The following is a 15,015-nucleotide window of genomic DNA, read 5'->3' as shown; positions in this document are numbered from 1 at the left end:
CCCAACTGATCAAAAATCTGTAATTAAAGATGTATTGAAATTTATTTTGATAGTATTCTAATGCATCTGGTACACGTTCAAATAAACGAATCGTTTTCATGATTAAATCATCAAAATCCAATGCTTCATTTCTAGATAGTTGACGTTGGTATCCACTATATACTGTTGCAACCATTTGTGAATGAAAATCATTTGCTTCTTTCATCGCATCTTCGGGCGTTTTCAATTCATTTTTTAAATTACTGATGGCACCAACAAACATTCTCGGTTCAAAACGTTTACTATCAATATTTTCATTTTTAAGTACATCTTTAATTACAGATTTTTGATCAGTTGGGTCAATAATGGTAAAGTTGCGTTCAATGCCAATACGATCTGCATCTCTTCTTAAAATCTTTACACACATTGAATGGAATGTTGACATCCAAATCACTTGAGCTTCTTCACCAACCAAGTGTTCCACACGCTCTTTCATTTCTTTTGCAGCTTTATTAGTAAACGTAATAGCTAAAATGTTATACGGAGAAACATCTTTTTCATCTAATAAGTAGGCTATGCGGTGTGTTAACACCCTTGTTTTACCTGACCCTGCGCCAGCCATGATAAGCAAAGGACCTTCTGTCGTTCTAACTGCTTCACTTTGTTCTTTATTCATATTACTTACTAGAGCATTCATTATTTCGACTCCTTCTTTATTTTTACAGTTTTTAAAGCTTTTTTAATATCTGAGTATATAATATTACCTACAATAATTGTATCGGCATAATTTTTCATTTCTTTAGCTTCAGTTAAAGAACTAATACCACCACCATAAAATAATTGTGTATGGGTTAACATTTGGGAAGTGGCTTTTACGATATCTTTATCTCCATATGTACCACTATATTCTAAATACAAAATTGGCAACTTATACATTTCTTCAACGAGTTGAGCATAAGCTTCAATATCTTCAACATCTAACTGAGTATTTGATTGCGTAAGTTTGGCTACTTTACTATCTGGATTAAGAACGACATACCCTTCAAGCATCACTTCTTCAAAATTAATCATATGACCATATTGTTTTAATGCTTTATGAAGCAAACCATTATGGTATGTCACATCATTACTATTTAATATTGAGGGTATAAAATAAAAGTCAAAGCCAGGCATTACGCTATCTAAATTTGAAACCTCTAGTACTAAAGGTAATGGATATCTTCTAACTCTACTCATAAGATGAATGACATTATCTTCAGTTACATCGTCTGTCCCACCAATCATGATGGCATCAGTATCTGACATACATAAGGCTTCTAAATTTTCGTCGCTAATCTCTTTGGCAGGATCAAGTTTAAATACATGCTGCCACTTTCTAATGTCATACATTATCCATAACTCCTTCTTTTAACATACACTAAATTATAGCATTTTTACCTTTGCAATTCTAAATCCATACACTAAGTTTATACTAGTACAAATTGTAAAAATTATATTCACAAAAAAGAGACAATTGCTATTTTTAGCTAAGCAATTGTCTCTCTTTATTTATTCTTTTGTTTCAACATTTAATCTCTCTAAAATCATTGTATACGCATCATTACCCCATTGCAGTGAGCGTTTAACTCTAGATATCGTAGCTGTTGATGCACCAGATTTCTGTTCTATAGTTGCATAAGTAAAACCTTGCTTTATCATTTTAGCAACTTGAAGTCTTTGAGATAAAGATTGAATTTCATTGACTGTACATAAATCATCAAAGAATTGATAACATTCTTCTCTATCTTTAAGTGTTAAGATGGCATCAAATAATTCATCCAATGCTTCTCCTCTTAATTTTTCAATTTGCATCTCAAGCAACCCCTATTTTCAAATTAAATATAACTATATTTTAACGCATTAATTAATTAAAGTGTAGTTATTTCAATTGAACATGCTAAAACTATATTAGTAACTATTCTAAATTAGCACGTTTGAAAATGGTATCGACTTGGTTCAAATGATGTTTTGGATCAAAACACTCGTCTAATTCTTCTTTAGATAAAACATTTGTAATGGTTGAATCTTGTTCTATAAGTTCACGGAAAGGTGTTTTAGTTTCCCAAGATTTCATCGCTTTAGGTTGTACTTTATCGTATGCTTCTTCACGAACCATACCTTTATTAATTAATGCAAGTAAAACGCGTTGTGAAAAAATAAGACCAAATGTTTTATTAATATTATTTCTCATATTATCTTCAAATACTGTTAAACGGTCGATAATATTAGTAAATCTATTTAAAGCATAATCTAATGCAATTGTTACATCTGGTAACATAATTCGCTCTGCAGAAGAATGAGAAATGTCTCGTTCATGCCATAATGGGACATTTTCATAGGCAGTTGTAATATAACCACGAATCACTCTTGAAATACCTGTAATATTTTCTGAACCGATTGGATTACGTTTATGCGGCATTGCTGATGATCCTTTTTGACCTTTTGCAAATGCTTCTTCAACTTCTCTCGTTTCAGTTTTTTGTAAATTACGAACTTCTACAGCAAATTTTTCTAATGATGTCGCAATTAACGCTAAAGTTGCAATGTAATAAGCGTGACGATCACGTTGAAGTGTTTGAGTTGATACAGGGGCTGTGTCAATTCCAAGATGTTTACAAACGTAATTTTCAATTTCAGGAGGAATATTGGCAAATGTTCCTACTGCGCCACTCATTTTCCCAACTTCAATTTCTTTACGTACCTCTTTAAAACGTTTTAAATTACGTTTCATTTCTGTATACCATAATGCCATTTTTACGCCAAAAGTGGTTGGCTCAGCATGAACACCGTGTGTACGACCCATCATTAATGTATATTTATATTTTTTAGCTTTTTCTTCAAGTACTTTAATAAAGCGTTCAATATCTTTTTCAATAATTTCATTCGCTTGTTTAATTACATAACTTAATGCAGTATCCACAACATCTGTAGAAGTTAATCCATAATGAACCCATTTACGTTCTTCTCCAAGTGTTTCAGATACTTGTCTTGTAAATGCTACTACATCATGACGTGTTTCTTGTTCAATTTCTTTTGCACGATTGACATCCACTTTAGCATTTTCACGAATTTTTTTTACGTCGTCCTTAGGAATATATCCTAATTCACTCCAGGCTTCACAAGCAAGAATCTCCACTTCTAACCATGCTTCATATCTATTTTGGTCTGTCCAAATACTAGACATTTCTTCTCTTGAATAACGTTCAATCATTATTAAACTCCTATCTTATGTAATTATTTTTATAAAAAGCTGTACATTAAATCATTTTTAAGTAAAATAGTTCGTATTTAACTCTATATTTATAGTTTAACAGATTCTATACTAAAAGTATAAAGATTTTTTATTCTAATTGAATATAGGTTTACGAACTTTATAAAAATATTAAAAGGTCTCTGACTTCTAAATTGTCAAAGACCCATATATGAGCAGTTATTAAATGTCATTTTCTATTTTCTTACCAACAAATTGAATATCTTGTCGTAATATCTTTATATTTCCTTGTTTATCTTCAAAGTAAACAGGTTTTTCAATACGTCTGACTGGCATGTATCCTTCTTTTCTCATACGTGCAATACAATCTGAAATAGTTTCATTTTCATTTACCTTGAACTTCACTATGTTCCACAACACTTTCTATTTCTTCTACTTCATATGCTTTTACTTTCTTAGTTCGAACACCTTTAGTCCAGAATCCACCGTGAATAGCTCTAGGTTCATACGCAATGATAAATGCTTTTTCATCTAAACTACGAACAGTTTCCATTAATTTTCGTTCATAACGTCTAGGTGTTAAAATTTGCATTACCATTCGACTTCCATCTCTACCATGTGCTTCATAGTGAGTAACACCATAACCTAAATTTCGTAACTCTTTAGGTAAATCAAGGTCGTATTCTGCAGATGTTACGTTTACAACTGTATAGCCTAATGCAAGCTTTTCTTCAATTTTCATTCCAACAATGATACCTATTGAGAATCCAAAGGCATATGCAATAATATTTTGAATTTGATCTAAACTAGACATCACTAGCCCTAATCCAACAACATATATTAAAACTTCAAGAAAACTCACTACTGCTGCCATGTAACGATATCCTTTTAACGTTAAAATTGTGCGCATTGTAAGAAATGTAACGTAAAAAACGTTAATGATGAATATCGCTAATATCATTATCCATGGATTTGACGTTATTACTGACATATTATTCCTCATTTCATTTAACTAAAATTCGAAATAATTTTATCAGTCACAAATAATTTTGTCACTAAAAACTAATAGTAATTAAATCATTTAATTATTAAAGTATTCATTTATTCTTTTGTATGTGAATGTTTAGGCCAAGTATAGCGAGTATATGCTAATTCTCTTTTATGTGCATTTTTAACATAATGATTCTCTATCGTTGTTTTTGCATCACTTGGTACTTCTTTGCCTTCTAAGTAGTCATCAATTTGATTATAAGTTACCCCTAATGCTTCCTCATCAGGTAATTGAGGTTTATCATCTTCTAAATCAGCAGTAGGCACTTTTTCATATAAATGTGTTGGCGCTTCTAAATATTCTAAAAGCTGTCTACCTTGGCGTTTATCTAGTCCAAAGATAGGTGCAATGTCAGCAGCACCATCACCATATTTAGTATAAAAACCTGTGATATTTTCAGCTGAATGGTCCGTTCCTATAACAATACCACTACGATTTGAAGCAATAGAAAATTGTACTTTCATGCGCTCTCTTGCTTTTTCATTTCCTCTTTGGAAATCTGTAAGTTCAATACCCGCTTCTTTCAATGATGCTACACTTTGATCTACTGCTGGTTTAATATTAACTGTAATCACTTCATCAGGTTGAATAAAATGAAGTGCATCTTCTACTTCATCAGCATCCTTTTGTTTACCATAGGGAAGTTTAACTGCTATAAATTGGCATTCTCTTCCTTCTTTACGGAGTTCTTCAACTGCTAATTGCGCTAATTTACCAGTAAGTGTAGAATCTTGACCACCAGATATGCCAAGTACTAATGACTCAATAAATGTATGTGATTGAACATAGTTTTTAATGAATTGGATAATCTCACGAATTTCTTGTTGACTATCAATATGTTTCTTTACTTTCATTTCTTTTACTACGATATCTTGTAAATTAGTCATTGTCTTCCTCCATTTCCTTAACATGTTCTGTCACTTCAAGAATGCGCTTTTGTTTATTATTCCAACAACTTGTGCTTAAATCTACTGGATATTCTTGTGGATTTAAATAACGTTTATTTTCTTCCCACAATTGTGATAATGATTGTTTTAAATAATCTTGAGTTTCTTTTTCACTTGGTAAGTCATAAACTAATTTACCATTTTCGAAAATTGAATGATGTAAATCAATTGCTTCAAAATGCTTAACATGTTTCATTTTATAAGTATGAACTGGATGGAACATCTTTAATGGTTTTTCTTTATTAGGATTTTCATGTTCAAGCGTGATATAGTCACCTTCAGCCTTGCCAGTTTTAGTATTAATAATACGATATACTTTTTTCTTACCAGGCGTAGTAACTTTTTCCGCATTATTTGATAGCTTGATACGATCTACATATTCACCTTCATTATTTTCAACAGCGACAAGTTTATAAACTGCTCCTAAGGCTGGTTGATCATAACCCGTGATCAATTTAGTCCCTATACCCCAAGAATCTACTTTTGCACCCTGTGCCTTTAAACTGGTAATTGTTTGCTCATCTAAATCATTTGAAGCAATGATTTTTGCGTCTTTAAAGCCTGCATCATCAAGCATACGACGAGCTTTTTTCGATAAATATGCAATGTCACCAGAATCTAATCTTATACCTATAAAATTAATGGAATCTCCTAATTCTTTTGCAACTTTAATTGCAGTTGGTACCCCTGATTTTAAAGTGTGGAACGTATCTACTAAAAACACACAATTTTTATGTCGTTCTGCATAAATCTTAAATGCTTTATACTCATCACCATATGTTTGAACTAGTGCATGAGCATGAGTTCCGGAAACTGGAATACCAAATAATTTGCCTGCTCGGACATTACTTGTTGAATCAAACCCACCAATATATGCTGCACGTGCTCCCCAAACTGCGGCGTCAATTTCTTGTGCACGTCGTGTACCAAATTCCATTAACGTATCTTGTGGTGCAACTTGACGAATTCTACTAGCTTTCGTTGTAATAAGCGTATGAAAATTTACAATATTAAGTAAAATCGTTTCAATAAGTTGAGCTTGAATTAATGGCGCTTCTACTCGTAATAATGGTTCATTCCCAAAACACAATTCCCCTTCTTGCATCGCGCGAATATTCCCTGTAAATTTCAAATTTTTAAGATATTTTAAAAAATCATTTTTATATCCTATTGATTGTAAATATTCGATATCAGAATCACTAAAATGGAAGTTTTCTATAAATTGAATCATCCTTTTTAACCCATTAAAAACAGCATATCCACTTCCAAATGGCATATTTCTGAAATACAAATCAAACACTGCATTTCTTTCATGAATACCGTCATTCCAGTAACTTTCTGCCATATTTATTTGATATAAGTCATTATGTAACATTAAACTATCATCTTCGTAACGATACATCCTCATCTCTCCTAACAACCTTTTTGTATATTTTATCACAATTCAGTAATAGTGAGTATTTTCGATAATAGTCTTTAATTTAAAAATTAAATTTTTTTAATTCGACAAATTCATGACACAAGTATTTATTGTATGTGTTATATCAGTTTCTCGCTTATAATACTATTGAGGTGATTATATGCTATTAGAAGAAGCTACAAATTTTATCCAAACTATGTATGGTGAATTAAATTACTCAAATCATACTATTTCTAAACGTATCACTGAGATAGAGAAAGAAATCAATCGGACAGGTACCTATACACATACTTATGAAGAACTAAATTATGGCGCTAAAATGGCATGGCGTAATTCCAATCGATGTGTCGGGCGCTTATTTTGGGAATCATTAAATATTGTGGATGCACGAGATAGTTATACAGAACAACATTTCTTAGATGCGCTTCATAATCATTTAAACAAAGCAACAAATGGCGGTAAAATCAAACCATATATCACTATATTTTCTTCAACTGATGCACCTAAAATATATAACAATCAATTAATACGTTACGCAGGATATGAAGATAAAGGTGATCCATCAGAACGCGAGATAACACAATTAGCTAATCATTTGGGATGGAAAGGCAAAGGTTCAGACTTTGACGTGCTTCCTCTTATTTATCAATTACCAAATTCACCTATAAAATATCATGAATTTCCTGCTTCATTGATTAAAGAAGTAGATATAGAACATGATCAATTTCCAAAGCTGAAAGATTTACATTTAAAATGGTATGGTGTTCCTATTATTTCTAATATGGATTTGAAAATAGGTGGAATTACATATCCAACTGCTCCTTTTAATGGTTGGTACATGGTTACTGAAATTGCAGTTCGTAATTTTACTGATACTTACCGCTATAATTTGCTTGAAAAAGTTGCAGAAACATTTGAATTTGGTACACTTAAAAATAATTCATTTAATAAAGATCGTACATTAGTAGAATTAAATTATGCAGTTTATCACTCTTTTAAATCACAGGGTGTTTCTATTGTTGACCACTTAACTGCTGCTAAACAATTTGAATTATTTGAAGAAAAAGAGGAACAGCATCATCGTGATGTTACTGGAAAATGGTCATGGTTAGCCCCACCGTTATCGCCAACGTTAACTGCTAATTATCATCATGGATACAAAAATATTATTAAAGATCCTAATTTCCATTATAAAAAAGCGACACCGATGAAATGTCCATTCCACTAATGTACAAGATTCATGAGGTGACAATTCATCATGCATTTATATTATTTAGGTCCCGAAGGTACATTTTCATATTTAGCCGCTAAAAAATATTTTTCAAAAGATAATTTTAACTTCATACCAAAGTCTAATTTATACGAAGTCATTAAGGCAGTAAATAGTGACGCTCAATCTGTAGCAATTGTACCCATAGAAAATTCAATTGAAGGAACTATAAACATTGTGGCAGATGCACTGGCTCAACAACATGTTTTTGCACATGGAGAAATACATTTAGATATTAATTTTGGTTTATATGCGACAAGGGACTCAAAGATAGAAAATATAAAAAAGGTATACTCTATCGCACCAGCCATCAGTCAAACAAGCCAATACATTCACAAACATCAATTTTCTTACGATTATGTTGACAGTACGATTCAAGGATTAGAAAAAATCTCCTCGGATGTAGCAGCCATTGTCCCAGTAGGTAGTGGTGAAATGTACGGATATACTGCTATAGAGAGTAATATTCAAGATTACCCGCATAATGTTACACGTTTTTTAGTCATAAAAAATGATAATAACTTTGAGTCTAAAACGAATAACACAATGCTATTAATTACCCCTAAGTATGACAAAGCTGGATTACTGGCAAGTATACTGACTACATTTGCATTATTTGATATTAATTTATCATGGATTGAATCAAGACCACTGAAAACTCAACTGGGTATGTATCGCTTCTTTGTACAAGCAGATACCGGGCTATCAGATAATTTGAATAAAGTTATATCGATATTAGAAACATTAGATTTTTCAGTGAAAATTATTGGTGCTTTTCATCGTCAATAAAAGGGAGTGGACAATATTTGTGTTAAATGTATCCTTTCATTCTGAAAACCTAACCGCATCATATTAAAAATGCCTAGGACCACTCATGAACTCATGATGTCCCAGGCATTTTTTGTATATTTATTTAAAATATTAAGATAAAACGTACATAGTGAATATATGATTTCAAGACATTTAATTTTATTTTAAATTTAATGTGTCAGAAATATCAAATCCTAAAATATATGGCATTAAGAAATAAACAACTACTATAATAATCACTGCAGAAATTAAATTAACCCAAACTCCTACTTTAGCCATTTCTTTAATACTCAACTTACCTGATCCAAATATAATAGCATTTGGGGGTGTTCCTACTGGTAACATGTAAGCACAGTTTGCTGCCATAGCTGCGGGTACCATTAATAACATTGGATGTACACCTACTGCTACAGATAGCGCAGCAAGAATAGGTAAAATCATTGTAGCAGTTGCTGTATTTGAAGTCACTTCTGTTAAAAATAACACAAATATTGTAATGACAATAACTATTACTAGTGGATGCACCCCATCTAACATTTTTAGTTGCTCACCTAGCCATTTTGCTAAACCACTTTCTGAAATTCCTTTTGCTAAAGCTAAGCCTCCACCAAATAATATAAGTACACCCCATGGTAATTCTTTTGCCACTTCCCAATCAATAATTCGCTTATGCTTTTCTTTACTTTTAGCCGGAAATATAAAAAGTAAAATAGAAATAAATATTGCAATTGTACCGTCTGCAACTTCAGATGTTATTGAAAAATTTTTTAAAATAAATTCTCTTGTTATCCATAGTAAACTTGCAAGAATAAAAATAGCTTGAACCACTTTTTCTTCATAAGACATTTTACCAAGACGATTGAGTTTATCTTCAATCAATGTTTGACCACCCGGTAAATACTTCAAATCATGTCTAAATGCGATAAATCTTAAATAAGCCCATGCTAATGCTATTAAAATAATGACTGTAGGAATACCAACAATCATCCATTTAGCAAAGCTAATTTCTTGTCCAAAATGTTGTTCAAATTGTCCTTTTAGTATAATGAGTGGCGGTGTTCCAATAAGTGTACCTAATCCTCCGATGGTCCCAGAATAACCAATAGCTAAGACAAGTGATTTTTCAAACTTCGAAATACTATCTGATTTAACGTCATCATCTTTCAACTCATTCGCTTCTTTAATAATTGCTAAACCAATAGGTATCATTATCATAACAGCCGCTGTATTTGATACAAACATTGATAGGAATCCTGTAGCAATCATGAAGCCTAATAATATTTTACTCGTGCTTGCTCCAATATATCTAATAATAGTTAAAGCTACACGTGTATGTAAATTCCATCTTTCCATAGCAATTGCAAGAATAAAACCACCTAAAAATAAAAAGATAATATCATTACCATATTCAGAAGAGACTTGTTCAGGCGAAAGTACATGTCCTAAAGGCAAAAGTATGAGTGGTAAAAAACTCGTTGCAGCAATTGGTATCGCTTCTGTAATCCACCAAATAGCTATCCACACCGTAATTCCTAAAACATATACCCCTTTGAAAGGAAGTTCTACTGGATGAAAGAATGATAAGATAAGAACAAACAATAACGGTCCTAAAATGAGCCCCAATAATTGTCCCATAGAATAAGATTGATTTGTATGATCTTTTTTAGAAAAAAATGTTAAGTATTGTGCATTTCTTCGAAAACCTGATTGCTTAGTCATCTAATTCTCCCCCTTTAAAATTAGAAACTTAACTTAATATATTCTATTTTTAGAAATATGGCATCATCTCAACAAAGTTGATTTGATACCTATTATATTGCAAACAAGCCTCATAGAAATCTGACTTTTTTGAAAATATATAATGATATTATAACATAAAAGAAAACGCTTTATTATATATCATAATAAAGTGCGTATCATTTATTTTTCATCTATAATTATATCTTTTTAAATTAAATACTAATCAATATTAATTTTTTTAACTTTAACTTTATCATTTTGATTAAATGTCAAATTAGAAATATCTTCTAAATGTAATCTTTGTGTCGAATGATTAAACGAATTACCTGCAATAAAAACATTAGTATGTTTTACATTATTATAACTTCTCACGTGTATAGCATCTCTTTTCATTTCTCCTTCGAAATGATTACCGGTTACAGTCAAATTATCTCCAGCTTGAGTCTTTTGAACTTGTCCTGTAGAAACATCAGCCGCATTTTTTCCATCTTTAACTCCAAGAAAACGAATACCACCATTACAATTTATAAAGGTATTATTTGAGATAAACATTGTCTTTGATTTTAACGGAGTTAATGCATATTCATTCATTCCGTTAAACACATTATTCCTTATATGAATATTTTCGTAAAAGCGATTATAACGACTGGCATGAGAGCCTATCGCTCTATTCCAAGCTTGCATTTTAGGTTGGTTTGAATTTCCAAAATAGCAATCTTCAATGACAACATTTTTGGTAATCGTGCCATCAGTCGTACCAAATTTAGGAAATGACCCAGGCACTTGAATGTCTAATTGAATTGCTTCAGAAAATGAGCGATCACCATTTACATCAAAAAAGCCTTTAAACTTACAGTTCTTAATATATAAACCATTGATTCCACAAGCATCTAGTGCATGTCCACCTACAACATCAAGTACTGTAATATCTATTAACTCGATATCTTCAGCATGACCTATAGACATTGCGGTATTATTATAGGGGTACTTTGAACCGTTCATATCAAATATACCACCTTTTATTTTAATATGCCCATTTCCTTGATATCCATGATAGAAACCAAATTTTTTACCATTTTTTAACAATGCATCTCTCGAGTGACGTTGCAAGATGGTATCATCTTCTAATATTAAAGTGGTATGATCATATATCACTAATGCTTTACTAATATAATAAGTCCCAGATGGTATATAAACTGTATGTTCTCCATATCTTGCGGCATTAAGTGCTTTTTGTATAGCTTTAGTATCTCTTCGTTTATGTTTTCCTTTTAAACCAAAATCCTGTGCATTGATCAATATTTTTTATCCCCTATCTTATGTTGTTATTAAATATATTTGTAACCATAATGGTGTATAGCTATACTATATTTATAATTTAATATTATACATTTTTTAAGGTATTCAAACATTTATTAAGAAAGGGATGTTTATTATGACTAACAAAGCATTGATTGTTGTAGATTATTCTTATGATTTTATCGCTGATGGCGGCCGATTAACTTGTGGTAAACCAGGCCAAGATATTGAACAGTTTATTGTAGAAAGACTCAATCAATATCAACATCAACATGATAATATCTTTTTCATGATGGATTTACATTTTGAAGAAGACCCGTATCATCCTGAAACTAAATTATTCCCACCACATAACATTGAAGGCACTTCAGGTCGTCAATTATATGGTAAGGTAAAATCATTTTTTGATAAATATAAAAATGAAGATACTGTACATTATTTAGATAAGCGACGTTATGATTCTTTTTATGGTACTGCTTTAGATAGTTTATTAAGAGAAAGACATATTGATACTGTTGAAATTGTAGGTGTATGTACTGATATATGTGTACTCCATACAGCAATTTCTGCTTATAATTTAGGCTATCATATTATTATCCCTGAACAAGGTGTTGCCTCATTTAATGAAGAGGGTCATCAGTTCGCTTTAGCTCATTTTAAAAACTCATTAGGTGCAAAGGTAGAAGTTATCAATTAAAACATGCTAAAATAAGGATAAATTTAAAAATTAAGGGTGAATAAATCAATGGCAAAAACTTATATTTTTGGACATCAAAATCCGGATACAGATGCAATATCTTCAGCTATTATAATGGCTGATTTTGAACAACAAACTGGAAATTCTGAAGCAACTCCTTATCGCTTAGGTGAAGTGAGTGCTGAAACAAAATATGCATTAGATCATTTTAAAGTTGATGCACCAACTTTATTAAATGATGATTTAGAAGGTCAAGACGTTATCTTAGTTGACCACAATGAATTCCAACAAAGTGCTGAAACTATTGCTAAAGCGAATATTGTGAATGTCGTAGATCATCATAGAATTGCGAACTTTGAAACAGCAGGTCCTTTATACTATCGTGCAGAACCTGTAGGTTGTACTGCTACAATTCTTTATAAAATGTATAAAGAACGTAACTTTAAGATTAAACCTGAAATTGCTGGATTAATGATTTCAGCTATTATTTCAGATAGTTTATTATTTAAATCTCCAACATGTACTGAAGAAGATGTAAATGCTGCTAAAGCATTAAAAGACATTGCTAATGTCGATTTAGATGAATATGGTTTAGAAATGTTGAAAGCAGGTGCTTCAACAACTGATAAATCTGCTGAAGAGTTATTAAATATGGATGCTAAATCATTTAATATGGGAGATTATGTTACTCGTATTGCTCAAGTCAATACTGTAGATATTGATGAAGTCTTAAATCGTAAAGATGAATTGGAAAAAGCAATGTTAGAAACAAGTGCAAACGAAAAATATGATTTATTTGTATTAGTTGTCACTGATATTATTAACAGTGATTCTAAAATTTTAGTTGTCGGGGCTGAAAAGGATAAAGTTGGTCAAGCCTTCAATGTTCAATTAGATGATGGTATGGCTTTCTTATCAGGTGTAGTTTCTCGTAAAAAACAAGTTGTACCTCAAATCACTGAAATTTTAACTAAATAATTCATATTTTAATTCATATATAATAAGGCTGAGATAGTAGGTTACTTAACTCTCAGCCTTTTTTAATTTATTTTAATCATTCATTCAAATGTTTTAACCTTGGATACATTTAACTAAAATTATATAGTCAACTACACCTATAACGGTATTGGGATTGACTGTACAGGAGGTACTACAATTGAATTTAATAGAAAAACAATTTCAAGAAAGTAAACAGTTTTTTAAAACACATCAAACTAAAGATATCAAATTTCGTAAACAACAGTTAAAACTATTAAGTAAAAGTATTAAAGACCATGAAACAGAATTATTAGAGTCGTTAAAAATAGACTTAGGGAAAGGTTCAGTAGAAGCGTATGCTACTGAAATTGGTATACTTTTAAAAAGTATAAAAACAGCTCGTAAAGAATTAAAAAACTGGGCTAAAACTAAGCAAGTAGATACACCCCTATTTATGTTTCCATCAAAGAGTTATATTAAGCCTGAGCCCTATGGGACAATATTAATTATCGGTCCATTTAATTATCCTGTACAACTTTTATTCGAACCTCTTATTGGTGCTATAGCAGCTGGTAATAACGCCATCATTAAACCTTCTGAACTTACTCCTCATGTTGCACAAGTAGTGCGAAAAGTGATTGAAGATGTGTTTGCAAGCGATTTTGTAGCTGTCGTTGAAGGTGGCGTTGAAGAAACTCAAACATTAATCAATCTTCCATTTGATTATATATTCTTTACTGGTAGCGAAAATGTAGGTCGAATTGTTTACGAAGCAGCAAGTAAAAATTTAGTTCCTGTCACACTTGAACTTGGTGGTAAATCACCAGTGATTGTAGATGAAACTGCTAATATTAAAGTAGCAAGTGATCGTATTAGCTTCGGTAAATTCACCAATGCTGGTCAAACTTGCGTAGCACCAGATTATATTTTAGTGAATAGAAAAGTTAAAAATGAATTAATTCAAGCATTTAAACAATCTATTGAAGAGTTCTATGGCAAAAATATTCAAAATAGCCCTGATTTTGGACGTATTGTTAATACAAAACATTTCAATCGACTTTCTGAATTATTAGCAATACATCGTAATGAAGTGATTTTTGGTGGGCATACTGATGAAAATGAACAATATATCGAACCTACAATTTTAGACGGTATTACTCCACAATCTAAAATTATGGAAGAAGAAATTTTTGGTCCATTATTACCAATCATCGTCTACGATGATTTTAATGAAGCGATAGATATTATTCAAAGCAAATCTAAACCTCTAAGCTTATATTTATTTAGTGAAGATGAAAATACAACGAACTGTGTGCTAGAAGAATTGTCATTTGGTGGCGGTGCAATCAATGACACTTTAATGCATTTAGCTAACCCAAATTTACCCTTTGGTGGCGTAGGTGCTTCAGGAATTGGCGAATATCATGGCAAATATTCATTTGATACATTTAGTCATATGAAATCATATATTTTTAAATCTACTCGACTAGATTCGAGTATTATCTATCCCCCTTATAAAGGTAAATTCAAATATATTAGAACATTTTTCAAAAACTTATAAAAAAATCCCTATA

The 15,015-nt window shown here is 31.4% G+C and carries 15 protein-coding genes; 5 read left to right on the top strand and 10 right to left on the bottom strand.

Features of this window, described 5'->3' with window-relative positions; genetic code table 11:
• The 8 genes from HMPREF2881_RS04400 to HMPREF2881_RS04365 form a co-directional block, all read right to left on the bottom strand.
• Positions 1-676 (bottom strand): UvrD-helicase domain-containing protein (locus HMPREF2881_RS04400; protein WP_176744867.1); only part of this gene is annotated, 676 nt, incomplete at its 3' end.
• Positions 676-1,368 (bottom strand): heptaprenylglyceryl phosphate synthase, encoded by a 693-nt coding sequence (locus HMPREF2881_RS04395; RefSeq protein WP_002455113.1) that lies wholly within the window; start codon positions 1,366-1,368, stop codon positions 676-678. The genes HMPREF2881_RS04400 and HMPREF2881_RS04395, both read right to left, overlap by 1 nt.
• A 159-nt stretch (positions 1,369-1,527) precedes the next feature.
• Positions 1,528-1,830, bottom strand: a complete 303-nt coding sequence (locus tag HMPREF2881_RS04390) for a YerC/YecD family TrpR-related protein (RefSeq protein ID WP_002488068.1) — start codon at positions 1,828-1,830, stop codon at positions 1,528-1,530.
• 103 nt (positions 1,831-1,933) lie between these two features.
• Entirely contained in the window at positions 1,934-3,229 is a 1,296-nt protein-coding gene (gene purB / locus HMPREF2881_RS04385; protein WP_002488049.1) for an adenylosuccinate lyase, read from the bottom strand.
• A 222-nt stretch (positions 3,230-3,451) separates the two neighbouring features.
• Positions 3,452-3,634, bottom strand: a complete 183-nt coding sequence (locus HMPREF2881_RS04380; RefSeq protein WP_002455112.1) for an NETI motif-containing protein — start codon at positions 3,632-3,634, stop codon at positions 3,452-3,454.
• Positions 3,615-4,220, bottom strand: a complete 606-nt coding sequence (locus HMPREF2881_RS04375; RefSeq protein WP_037555679.1) for a DUF2179 domain-containing protein — start codon at positions 4,218-4,220, stop codon at positions 3,615-3,617. Before HMPREF2881_RS04375 ends, HMPREF2881_RS04380 begins: the two co-directional genes overlap by 20 nt.
• Positions 4,221-4,330: 110 nt before the next feature.
• On the bottom strand, positions 4,331-5,167 hold the full coding sequence (gene nadE / locus HMPREF2881_RS04370) for an ammonia-dependent NAD(+) synthetase (protein WP_002455110.1): 837 nt from the start codon (positions 5,165-5,167) through the stop codon (positions 4,331-4,333).
• The gene (locus HMPREF2881_RS04365) at positions 5,160-6,629 is read right to left on the bottom strand and encodes a nicotinate phosphoribosyltransferase (protein WP_002450035.1); all 1,470 of its coding nucleotides are present in this window, start codon (positions 6,627-6,629) and stop codon (positions 5,160-5,162) included. The genes nadE and HMPREF2881_RS04365 overlap by 8 nt, the downstream gene beginning before the upstream one ends.
• Before the next feature lie 178 nt (positions 6,630-6,807).
• Here HMPREF2881_RS04365 and HMPREF2881_RS04360 point away from each other — a divergent pair, with 178 nt between their 5' ends.
• Positions 6,808-7,875, top strand: coding sequence for a nitric oxide synthase oxygenase (locus HMPREF2881_RS04360; RefSeq protein ID WP_002488071.1), 1,068 nt, complete (start codon positions 6,808-6,810; stop codon positions 7,873-7,875).
• Between the two features lie 30 nt (positions 7,876-7,905).
• Positions 7,906-8,706: a prephenate dehydratase gene (locus HMPREF2881_RS04355; protein WP_002450078.1), complete on the top strand. Its 801-nt coding sequence runs from the start codon at positions 7,906-7,908 to the stop codon at positions 8,704-8,706.
• Between the two features lie 180 nt (positions 8,707-8,886).
• On the opposite strand, the gene HMPREF2881_RS04350 is transcribed toward HMPREF2881_RS04355, so the two are convergent.
• Positions 8,887-10,446 carry an SLC13 family permease gene (locus HMPREF2881_RS04350; protein WP_002450079.1) on the bottom strand — a complete coding sequence of 520 codons (1,560 nt, stop codon included), beginning with the start codon at positions 10,444-10,446 and terminating at the stop codon, positions 8,887-8,889.
• A gap of 240 nt (positions 10,447-10,686) precedes the next feature.
• A complete protein-coding gene (locus tag HMPREF2881_RS04345) occupies positions 10,687-11,769 on the bottom strand; it encodes a glycosyl hydrolase family 28-related protein (protein WP_039984319.1) in 1,083 nt (360 codons plus the stop codon).
• Between the two features lie 133 nt (positions 11,770-11,902).
• Between HMPREF2881_RS04345 and HMPREF2881_RS04340 the strand changes: the two genes are divergently transcribed.
• The 3 genes from HMPREF2881_RS04340 (at position 11,903) to HMPREF2881_RS04330 (ending at position 15,002) form a co-directional block, all read left to right on the top strand.
• The gene (locus HMPREF2881_RS04340) at positions 11,903-12,463 is read left to right on the top strand and encodes a cysteine hydrolase family protein (protein WP_002488077.1); all 561 of its coding nucleotides are present in this window, start codon (positions 11,903-11,905) and stop codon (positions 12,461-12,463) included.
• 48 nt (positions 12,464-12,511) lie between these two features.
• Positions 12,512-13,441, top strand: coding sequence for a manganese-dependent inorganic pyrophosphatase (locus HMPREF2881_RS04335; protein WP_002450056.1), 930 nt, complete (start codon positions 12,512-12,514; stop codon positions 13,439-13,441).
• Between the two features lie 178 nt (positions 13,442-13,619).
• Entirely contained in the window at positions 13,620-15,002 is a 1,383-nt protein-coding gene (locus tag HMPREF2881_RS04330) for an aldehyde dehydrogenase (protein WP_002450045.1), read from the top strand.
• Positions 15,003-15,015 lie beyond the last annotated feature (13 nt).

The sequence above is a fragment of the Staphylococcus sp. HMSC057A08 genome (assembly GCF_001812925.1).
Classification (GTDB): Bacteria; Bacillota; Bacilli; order Staphylococcales; family Staphylococcaceae; genus Staphylococcus; species Staphylococcus hominis.
Note: the sequence above shows the minus strand (reverse complement) of the source record. Positions and strands in the feature narration are given on the sequence as shown.

What these genes read in the sequence shown, in the direction of transcription:
- HMPREF2881_RS04395 (WP_002455113.1), bottom strand. Translation starts at nt 1,368, where the DNA reads ATGTATGACATTAGAAAGTGGCAGCATGTATTTAAACTTGATCCTGCC.
- HMPREF2881_RS04390 (WP_002488068.1), bottom strand. Translation starts at nt 1,830, where the DNA reads ATGCAAATTGAAAAATTAAGAGGAGAAGCATTGGATGAATTATTTGAT.
- purB (WP_002488049.1), bottom strand. Translation starts at nt 3,229, where the DNA reads ATGATTGAACGTTATTCAAGAGAAGAAATGTCTAGTATTTGGACAGAC.
- HMPREF2881_RS04375 (WP_037555679.1), bottom strand. Translation starts at nt 4,220, where the DNA reads ATGTCAGTAATAACGTCAAATCCATGGATAATGATATTAGCGATATTC.
- nadE (WP_002455110.1), bottom strand. Translation starts at nt 5,167, where the DNA reads ATGACTAATTTACAAGATATCGTAGTAAAAGAAATGAAAGTAAAGAAA.
- HMPREF2881_RS04365 (WP_002450035.1), bottom strand. Translation starts at nt 6,629, where the DNA reads ATGTATCGTTACGAAGATGATAGTTTAATGTTACATAATGACTTATAT.
- HMPREF2881_RS04360 (WP_002488071.1), top strand. Translation starts at nt 6,808, where the DNA reads ATGCTATTAGAAGAAGCTACAAATTTTATCCAAACTATGTATGGTGAA.
- HMPREF2881_RS04355 (WP_002450078.1), top strand. Translation starts at nt 7,906, where the DNA reads ATGCATTTATATTATTTAGGTCCCGAAGGTACATTTTCATATTTAGCC.
- HMPREF2881_RS04350 (WP_002450079.1), bottom strand. Translation starts at nt 10,446, where the DNA reads ATGACTAAGCAATCAGGTTTTCGAAGAAATGCACAATACTTAACATTT.
- HMPREF2881_RS04340 (WP_002488077.1), top strand. Translation starts at nt 11,903, where the DNA reads ATGACTAACAAAGCATTGATTGTTGTAGATTATTCTTATGATTTTATC.
- HMPREF2881_RS04335 (WP_002450056.1), top strand. Translation starts at nt 12,512, where the DNA reads ATGGCAAAAACTTATATTTTTGGACATCAAAATCCGGATACAGATGCA.